The 7,498-nt window shown below is 51.6% G+C and carries 8 protein-coding genes and 2 pseudogenes; 3 read left to right on the forward strand and 7 right to left on the reverse strand.

The window, feature by feature from the left end; genetic code table 11:
- The 5 genes and pseudogenes from Q4A85_RS12930 to Q4A85_RS12950 all read right to left on the reverse strand — a co-directional run.
- Positions 1 to 206: pseudogene (locus Q4A85_RS12930) on the reverse strand (hypothetical protein); the annotation flags it as partial.
- Between the two features lie 245 nt (positions 207 to 451).
- A complete protein-coding gene (gene dnaJ, locus Q4A85_RS12935) occupies positions 452 to 1,612 on the reverse strand; it encodes a molecular chaperone DnaJ (protein ID WP_303111001.1) in 1,161 nt (386 codons plus the stop codon).
- Positions 1,613 to 1,802: 190 nt separating this feature from the next.
- Positions 1,803 to 2,282 carry a 2-C-methyl-D-erythritol 2,4-cyclodiphosphate synthase gene (gene ispF / locus Q4A85_RS12940; protein WP_303111003.1) on the reverse strand — a complete coding sequence of 160 codons (480 nt, stop codon included), beginning with the start codon at positions 2,280 to 2,282 and terminating at the stop codon, positions 1,803 to 1,805.
- Between the two features lie 120 nt (positions 2,283 to 2,402).
- The gene (locus Q4A85_RS12945) at positions 2,403 to 2,930 is read right to left on the reverse strand and encodes a hypothetical protein (protein WP_303111004.1); all 528 of its coding nucleotides are present in this window, start codon (positions 2,928 to 2,930) and stop codon (positions 2,403 to 2,405) included.
- A 151-nt stretch (positions 2,931 to 3,081) separates the two neighbouring features.
- Positions 3,082 to 3,489 (reverse strand): hypothetical protein, encoded by a 408-nt coding sequence (locus tag Q4A85_RS12950; RefSeq protein ID WP_303111005.1) that lies wholly within the window; start codon positions 3,487 to 3,489, stop codon positions 3,082 to 3,084.
- 217 nt (positions 3,490 to 3,706) lie between these two features.
- Here Q4A85_RS12950 and Q4A85_RS12955 point away from each other — a divergent pair, with 217 nt between their 5' ends.
- The 3 genes and pseudogenes from Q4A85_RS12955 to Q4A85_RS12965 all read left to right on the forward strand — a co-directional run bounded on the left by Q4A85_RS12955 (position 3,707) and on the right by Q4A85_RS12965 (position 6,180).
- Entirely contained in the window at positions 3,707 to 4,663 is a 957-nt protein-coding gene (locus Q4A85_RS12955; protein ID WP_303111007.1) for an L-lactate dehydrogenase, read from the forward strand.
- 228 nt (positions 4,664 to 4,891) lie between these two features.
- The gene (locus Q4A85_RS12960) at positions 4,892 to 5,152 is read left to right on the forward strand and encodes a hypothetical protein (RefSeq protein ID WP_303111009.1); all 261 of its coding nucleotides are present in this window, start codon (positions 4,892 to 4,894) and stop codon (positions 5,150 to 5,152) included.
- A gap of 154 nt (positions 5,153 to 5,306) precedes the next feature.
- A pseudogene (locus Q4A85_RS12965) lies at positions 5,307 to 6,180 on the forward strand (IS982 family transposase).
- Between the two features lie 6 nt (positions 6,181 to 6,186).
- Here the strand turns inward: Q4A85_RS12965 and Q4A85_RS12970 are convergent.
- Entirely contained in the window at positions 6,187 to 6,369 is a 183-nt protein-coding gene (locus tag Q4A85_RS12970; RefSeq protein ID WP_303111011.1) for a hypothetical protein, read from the reverse strand.
- A gap of 31 nt (positions 6,370 to 6,400) precedes the next feature.
- Positions 6,401 to 7,162 (reverse strand): sulfite exporter TauE/SafE family protein, encoded by a 762-nt coding sequence (locus Q4A85_RS12975; protein ID WP_303111013.1) that lies wholly within the window; start codon positions 7,160 to 7,162, stop codon positions 6,401 to 6,403.
- Between the last annotated feature and the right edge of the window lie 336 nt (positions 7,163 to 7,498).

Below are 7,498 nucleotides of genomic sequence, written 5' to 3' on the forward strand. Positions count from 1 at the left end.
TTGCTTTGATGCCGCTTGATTTTTTCGGGTAGCATACTTTTTAGGACACTACCAACCCGTGCGGCTTTGAGAATGCGGTAGATGGTGGGGCGGCTGACCATAAAGCGATTGGCAAGCGATGTAACGCTTTCTTTGTTCTGCGTATAGGCGGGCCAGATGGCTTCTCGGTGGTGCGGGGTAAGGCGGGTGTTTTTGCGCATGTTCATTTACGGTATTGTCCTTGAAATACTGTAAACAACGCTAGGGATTTCTACATATTATAAAGGCAGCCTGAAACGCTTGCACCACAGCAACGGAAAGAGTGGGTATGGCGGCGATACGCCATGTTCTGTTTCAGGATGGGCAGCCTGAAAACGAATTTCAGGCTGCATCTAATCATCCATCTATCCTAATCCTGTTTACAAGAAAACCGCTTGCGATGCTCAATTGCCCGCAAGCGGTTTTCTTAATTTTAATCAAATGCGTCTTTCAGCCGTTCCCAAAAACTTTTCTGCCGTGGCGTTTGGCTGCGGTCTAAGCCTGTGGCAATGGTTTCGAATTCTTGCAGTAGCTCTTTTTGGCGGTCGGTTAGGTTAATCGGCGTTTCCACGACGATGTGGCAATACAAATCGCCTACCAAGCTGCTGCGCACGGATTTCACGCCTTTGCCTTTCACGCGCAGTTTTTTGCCGTTTTGCGTGCCAGCGGGGATGTTGAGCTTCACTTTGCCTGCCAGCGTGGGGACTTCCACTTCGCCGCCCAGAGCGGCGGTGGCGAAGCTGATGGGCAGTTCGCAATGCAAATCGGTGGGGATTTCGGGGTCGCGCTGGAAGATTTTGTGCGGCGCAACGGAAACGTGAATATACAAATCGCCGTTGGGTGCGCCGTGCGTGCCCGGTTCGCCTTCGCCCGTTAGGCGGATGCGTTGTCCGTCGTCGATGCCTGCGGGGATATTGACTTCTACGGTTTTGCTGGCTTTCACGCGCCCTGCGCCGTGGCATTTAAGGCAGGGTTCTTTGATTTCTTTGCCTGTGCCGCCGCAAGTGGGGCAGGTTTGTTGGATTTGGAAGATGGCTTGGCGAACGTGGACTGTGCCTGTGCCGCCGCAAGTGGAGCAGGTGGTGGCTTTGGTGCCTGCTTTTGCGCCTGAGCCGTGGCAGATGTCGCATTCTTCGTAGGTGGGGATGGTGATTTGGCGTTTTACGCCTGCGGCGGCTTCTTCTAGCGTGATTTCTACGCGATAGCTGATGTCGTCGCCTTGGTAATTGGGCTGGCGTGCGCCGCCTGCGCCGCCAAACATTTGGCTGAATATGTCCCCGAAATCAAAGCCTTGTGCGCCACCAAATCCGCCAAAGCCACCAAATCCGCCACCAAAATCGCCTGCGCCTGCGCTGCCAAAACCGCCTTGTTCAAAGGTGGCGTGTCTGTATTGGTCGTAGGCGGCTTTTTTTTGCGGGTCGGATAGGATGTCGTAGGCTTTTTGGATTTCTTTGAATTTTTCTGCCGCTTCTTCGGGGTTGTCTAGATTGCGGTCGGGGTGGTATTGCATGGTGAGTTTGCGATAGGCTTTTTTGATGTCGCTGTCGCTGGCGTTGCGCGATACGCCTAGGGTTTCGTAAAAATCTTTGCTCATGGTTGTGTGTTAGGGGGTTGGTTAAATGATATGCGGGGCTATATGGGGGGGCGTGGGGGGAAAATCAAGGTTGGGGGGTGTTGGGGCAGCCTGAAAACTGTTCTTTGGTTTTAGCTTCGCTACTCCGCTGCGCTACGCGGACTGCTGATTGTTTTTTCAGGCTGCCGATTGATGTAAGGCAGCCTGAAAACTATTGCGCGGCAAGCAACACGATGGCTTGCGCTTCAATCGCTTCTTCTCGCCCAAGGTAGCCGAGTTTTTCGTTGGTTTTACCTTTGATGTTGACGCAGTTTTCAGGCAGCCCTAAATCGGCGGCGATGTTGGCGCGCATGGCGGCGATGTGGGGGCGCAGCTTGGGCTGTTGGGCAATCAGGGTGCTGTCCACATTGACCACGCGCCAGCCTGCTTGTTGCACAAGGGCGTAGGCTTGGCGCAGCAGGTGGCGGCTGTTGGCGTTTTTGTGTTCGGCGGCGGTGTCGGGGAAGTGCGCGCCGATGTCGTTGAGTGCGGCCGCGCCGAGCAGGGCATCGGTGATGGCGTGCAGCAGGGCATCGGCATCGGAGTGTCCTTGCAAGCCTTTGGGGTGGGGAATGTGTACGCCGCCGAGAATCAGCGGACGGTTGGGCACAAGCGCGTGAACGTCATAGCCTTGTCCGATGCGTAGGGTCATGGGGGTGTCCTTTGTGGGGGGGAGGCAGCCTGAAAATGGTTGGGCGGTTTCAGGCTGCCTATGGGGTAGAAAATATAGATTGGGTTGCGCTGAAATGCGTTGTATGCGTTTTCAGGCTGCCTATTGCGCGATAAATAAGCTGATTATCCGTGCATCGTGGCGGTATTTTTGCGTGTGTAAAGGCAGCCTGAAATGGGTGGATGGGATGTTGCCAAAATTGCCGCCATACACGCGAATATTGAGCCATTTGGGTTGTTGGGCAAAACGGGCAAATTGGCGCATTTCCACTTCGCTCATTTCAATATCGCGCACGTTGCCCAGCGTTTTTTCGGCATCGTGTAATGTCATGCGGGGGTGGATGCCGTTGGCAGTATGGCAGGTGGGTGATGGCGTTTCCAGCCATGTGATTTGGCTTGTGTTGTCGTCCAGCAGGGCAAAAATTTCAATGTTGTTGGGCAAGGTAATCAGGGTAATGTCGCCCACTTCGGCATCGGCTTCGCTGTTAATTTTGGCTTGCGGATGGGCGTGTTTAACTTGCGCCAACGTTTGCCCAAGCTGGATGCCCGCGATGTTGTGGGGCGTAATGACGCAGGCGTGGACAATGGGCGCGGCGAGTAGAGCGAGAGTAAATAAGATTTTGGGGAACATGGTTTTATCCGTGCATAATAGGCAGCCTGAAACGCGGGGTGGTTTCAGGCGTAAGGCAGCCTGAAAATAGGTTTACCGCGCCAAGGGCAACGCCACACCATCGCGCCCAAGCCAGCAGTGACAGATAGGACGAAACGCCGTTTCAGGCTGCCTACTGCGGTTCAGCCGCCAACCGCCCCGCCCAAATTCTATCCGCCGCGTCAATCGTATCCGCATCGCGCAACACGCCGTTGCCAAACCAAACCAGCGCAGGGGTGTTGCTGCTATCGTGCCGTTTGCACACGCGCTGTTCCGCGCCGTTTTCCAGCCATTGTGCGCACCAATGCGTGCTGCCCGAAACGGGGGTATGCCCGCTTTGCCATTGGTTGCGATGCGCGGCGAGCCAGTTGCGCCAAGCAGTTTGGCGTTTTTCGCCTGCGCGGCGGGCAATGGGCAACGTGCGATTGCCAAGACTGTCGTGGTAGATAATGAGTTGCAAATTTTGCGCGGTAAAGGTTGCGGGCAGCGTGGCTTGGCAGGCGGTGAGCAGCAATAGGGCAAACAGGGCAGGGCGGTTCATGGCGTTTGGCGGTCAACAAAATGAACCAAATATAACATATCGGCAGAATAGGCAGCCTGAAAAAAAGCAACGGGAAAATTGGGATTTTGATTGGAGTAATGTTTCAAATAAGATTGACGTGGCACAAGCAAATCACAAAAAATGCGCATGAAACAGCAAGATAAGCGTATCATCAGCGCGTAACCAATTTTTTCAACAACTTAAAGGATGTAATAAAATGGCAAACAAAGTAAGCAATAAAGTGGTGGTGATTGGCACTGGTGCGGTGGGCGTGAGCTATGCCTATGCCGCGCTCAACCAAGGCATCGTGGACGAATTGGTGCTGATTGACATCAACCAAAGCCGCGTGGAAGCCGAAGCCTACGATTTGCGCCACGGCGTGTTTAACGGTCCGACTTCAACCATCGTAAAAGCAGGCACTTATGCCGATTGCGCCGATGCCGACATCGTTACCATTTGCGCAGGCGTGCCGCAAAAACCGGGTGAAACCCGCTTGCAACTGATTGATAACAACCTAAACGTGTTCAGCAAAATCGTAGGCGAAGTGGTGAAAACAGGCTTTAAAGGTATTTTCTTGCTGGCGGCTAACCCCGTGGACGTGCTGTCGTATGCCACTTACAAATTCTCAGGCTTCCCCAAAGAGCGCGTTATCGGCTCGGGCACGGTGTTGGACACTGCGCGTTTGTGCGACGAGTTGTCCAAAGAGTTCAACGTTGCACCACACAGCATCAACGCCTTTATGGTGGGCGAACACGGCGACAGCATTTTAGCCGCTTGGAGCAGCGCAACCATCGCAGGGCAATCCATCAAAGCCCATTTTGATGCCCAGCCCAACGGCAAAGAGCGCATGGAACAAATCCGCTACGATGTAATGCGCGCCGCCTACAAAATCATCGAAGGCAAAGGCGCAACCTACTACGGCATCGGCATGGGCTTGGCACGCATCACCCGCGCCATCTTGCGCAACGAACGCGCCATTTTGCCGATTTCTGCGCTGGTGGAAGGCGAATACGGCGAAAAAGATGTGTTTATCGGCACGCCCGCCGTTATCGGCAGTAGTGGCATTGTTCGCATCATTGAGCAACCTTTGGATGCCGAGGAAAAACAAAAATTTGCCGATTCCGCCAATGTGTTGCGCGGCTATCAAGAAAAAGTTGAAGAATATTTGAAATAAACACAACGCAAGAACCGCTTGGGTACTCGCCCAAGCGGTTTTTGTTTTCAGACTGAACCCTTTGCAAAAAACCCAACAGCAGCCTGAAAAATGAAAAATACCGTTATTCCCACGTAGGCGCACTACTGTCCCGAATGAAAATCCCCATACCCAAACAAAAAGGTTGCAGCCCAACGTTTTCACGGGTAAAACCCAGAGCGTCAACTCAAAAACATCAGGACTGCAACCATGTACAGCATAAGCTGCTTCCAACAAATCATCAAGCCCCTCATGCACGGATGCTTCCAAAAACATGTCCAACAACACCAAGCCGACAAACACAGCAAAGGCTTCGGCTGCCACAGCCTGCGCACCCTAGAACAATCCTTCAACGCCCACAGTCACCACCACTATCATCCCAACGTCCGCCACCGCATCGCCGCTCCACCCTTGCCAAATCACTCGCCAAACGCGACAACCGCCCCTTTACCGATATGCGCCATCAACTGATGCACACATGTAGTCGAACATTACGCAAACAAACACAAGACACCGCCGACTTACTCTAACGTAAATTCGGGATAACCCCACTCATAAAAAATTAAAGAACAATCATGATATATTATTGTTTCCATACAAAAAACATCACAAAAGCCCTTTAATCATGAACCATCTTACCGCACTTTATCTACCAAATTGACGATTTTTGCAAAGAATTTGAACCACAATTTCAGCAAACCCTTTTATTCAAGCCCAATGGGCGAAACAGAAAATGCTGCATCAGCACCGCCGAAATTATTACCGTATAGATTTATTTCCACCATATCCGTATGCGAGATTTCAAAAGCTATTATCTGTGGCAGATAAAACCATCTACAAAGACGCATTCCCAACCATGCCTAGTTATAACCGTTTTGTGGAACTGACTCGCAGAGCCTTACCCGCTATGTTGGTGTTTCTCACCACACAAATGGGTGAATGTACGGGTATCAGCGTAGTGGATTCCACAGCTCTTCCTGTGTGCCACAACCGCCGTATTCATTCGCATAAGGTGTTTAAGGGAATTGCCCAACGGGGCAAAAGCAGCATGGGTTGGTTTTATGGTTTTAAGCTGCATGCTGTGTTTAACCACTTGGGAGAGCTGGTTAGCTTTTTCCTAAGCGCAGGCAATATGGATGACCGTAAGGGGTTGAAACAGATGATTGGCAAACTGTTTGGTACGTTGATTGGCGATAGGGGTTACATTGGCAAAGAACTGGGGCAATGGTTGAAAGAGCAATATGGCATTACGCTGCTAACCAAAAAACAAAAAGGGAATGAAAGCGCAAAGCTACTCAGCTGAACAGAAGTATCTGTTAAAAAGACGGGGTGTGGTGGAAACGATTTTTGACCAGTTGAAGAACTTATGCCAGATTGAACATACTCACCATCGTTCTGAGTGTGGGTTTCTCTTGAATCTGATTTCTGGGTTGGCTGCTTATTGTTTGTTTCCGTATAAACCGCAGATGTTTGGGCGGGGTGGTTTGATTGGTGGATAGGGGGGCTTATCCCGAACTCACGTTATTATAAAGGCAGCCTGAAAACGTTGAAACATCGTTTTCAGGCTGCCTTAGGCATGGTTTATTTTTTGCCAGCGCAGGCGTTTCGCCGCCTACCACGAGCAGGGGCAAGCCCCTGCACCCCACCCCACCGCAGCCCAGCCATCCGCTGTTCCATTTAGCCATCATATTTTCAGGCTGCCTTACATGATTGATTGCGCTACCGCCATCCTGCCCAGCCCTGCCACATCGCATACACCCCCAACGCCAACAGCATCATCGCCACCACATGATTAAACATCCCCTGCAGCAACCGCTGCCGAATATGCCCGCCCAGCCACACAAACCCCAGCGACACCACCAACACCACCCCCAACAGCGACCAATCCTTCGCCCCAAAGCTCCGCAGCACAGGAAACAGCACCACCACCTGCGTCAATTTCGTAATCAAAATGCTGATGTTGTTCACCATCACCATTTCCGTTTTATTGCGCCCCGTACCCAGCAAATAAATCATCAAAAACGCCACAATCGCATTGGTAACCCCGCCCACAACCCCCGCCACAAAGCCAAATGCCAGCATCGTCCCCCGCCCACGCCCAAAGCGAATGCGAAAACGGCTGTATTGCGTTGCCACATAAAACAGCAGCGTAACCCCCAAAAACATTTTCAGCGCAGGCTCAGGAAACACCAACAGCAGCTTCACCCCAATCAACCCGCCCACAAAACTGCTCACAAACAACGGCAAAAACGCCCTGCCATAGCCCAACACATTGCGCCAAAAGCCATCGCCCGAACGCAGCATCACCACATTCAACACCATGCACGGCACCACCACCATCGCCACCGCCACTTTCAACGGATAAAACCCCGCCACCACCGCCGTGCCCACAATCGGATAACCAAAGCCCGTAATTCCATGCAGCAGCGCACCCACCACAAAGAAAAACAGAATAATGTAATCGTCCGTCGACCAAGCCATCTCGTGCCTTTCCTATGTCAAAAGCGCGACAGTATAAAAACAAAGAAAACAGCGGATTAGATTGTTTCTTTATATGGGTTAGACGCAAAAGGCAGCCCGAAAACGCTATTTCCCATTTTCAGGCTGCCGTAAGAACCTGTATTCACTATTTTCATAGGTATCTTTAATGCCCCAAAAACGTGGCTACTGCGTTAAAAATGTTCGCAAGGTGTCCAACCTTGCTGTGCTTTTTGCCTTGTATCCGCGTTTTTATGTCATCAAATCTGCCTATGCAAATAATGAAGGGGCTGTCCTAGATAACTCAGGAAATTCACATTAAGAGACCTTTGCAAAATT

Origin of the sequence: Kingella sp. (in: b-proteobacteria) (genome assembly GCF_030527935.1) — a bacterium.
Taxonomy (GTDB): domain Bacteria; phylum Pseudomonadota; class Gammaproteobacteria; order Burkholderiales; family Neisseriaceae; genus Kingella_B.